This window comes from Micromonospora sp. NPDC047753, from assembly GCF_040642735.1.
Lineage (GTDB): Bacteria > Actinomycetota > Actinomycetes > Mycobacteriales > Micromonosporaceae > Micromonospora.
In genome coordinates this window covers 1-1,107 of record NZ_JBEYSL010000896.1, presented here as the reverse complement: position 1 = coordinate 1,107, position 1,107 = coordinate 1, and the positions used below count along the sequence as shown (strand labels likewise).

Genomic DNA, 1,107 nt, shown 5'->3' with positions numbered 1-1,107 from the left:
GCCGTCCTGGTGACGATCGGCCTGTGCTGGGCGGTGTTCGGTGGTTGGGCAGTGACTCGCCCGGTGCAGGTCGGCTCGCACTACCACTTCGCCGAAGCCAACCCGGCGCTGTCGTTCGACCGCAGTGCGGCCTGGGGGCAGCGGCTCGCCGTCCCGGCCGGCACCTCCGTCCGGTTCGAGCCGGGCATCAACCGCAGCGTCGAGCTCGTACCACTTGGCGGCGCACGTGTCGTGCCGGGCCTGCGCGCAGAGTGCGCGGGACCGCTGGACCCCTCGCCGCACGCGGTCACTGCCGACGGGTCGCCGCGGTGAGCGCCGTGCGGCGGGACCGCTACATCGACCTGTACGGTCCGACGACCGGTGACCGGATCAGACTGGCCGACACGAACCTGCTGATCGAGGTGGAGACCGACCACTGCGTGGGCGGCGACGAGGCGGTCTTCGGCGGCGGGAAGGTGATCCGCGAGTCGATGGGGCAGTCCCGTGCCACCCGCGCCGAGGGGGCCCTGGACACCGTCATCACCGGCGCGGTGGTGCTCGACCACTGGGGCGTTGTCAAGGCCGACGTGGGGCTGCGCGACGGACGCATAGTGGCGCTCGGCCGGGCCGGCAACCCGGACACCATGCCCGGTGTGCACCCCGACCTGGTCATCGGCCCGTCGACGGAGGTGATCGCGGGCAACGGACGGATCCTCACCGCCGGCGCGGTCGACACCCACGTGCACTTCATCTGCCCGCAGATCGTCACCGAAGCGCTGGCCAGTGGCATCACCACGATGGTCGGCGGCGGCACCGGGCCGGCCGAGGGAACGCGCGCGACAACCGTCACCCCGAACGCCTGGCACCTGGCCCGGATGCACGAGGCCCTGGACACCATGCCGGTCAACGTGCTGCTGCTCGGCAAAGGCAACACCGTCTCGAGCGAAGCGCTGTGGGAACAGTTGCGGGCCGGTGCGGGCGGTTTCAAGCTGCACGAGGACTGGGGCACCACACCGGCGGCGATCGACGCCTGCGTCCCACGGGGTGTGCAGATCGGACAGGCTCACGTAGGCGTGGTCGTGGCCGAGGGGCGCGCCGAGCAGCGCCCCGGCAGCGAGGGCGGCGGTG

Annotated in this window: 2 protein-coding genes; both read left to right on the top strand. The window is 72.1% G+C overall.

The genetic code is table 11. From position 1 onward, the window contains the following. Positions 1–6: 6 nt before the first annotated feature. Entirely contained in the window at positions 7–312 is a 306-nt protein-coding gene (ureB, locus tag ABZ749_RS35580; protein WP_357235854.1) for an urease subunit beta, read from the top strand. After that, the coding region (locus tag ABZ749_RS35575; RefSeq protein WP_357235851.1) for an urease subunit alpha at positions 309–1,107 on the top strand (799 nt) is incomplete at its 3' end. The genes ureB and ABZ749_RS35575, both read left to right, overlap by 4 nt.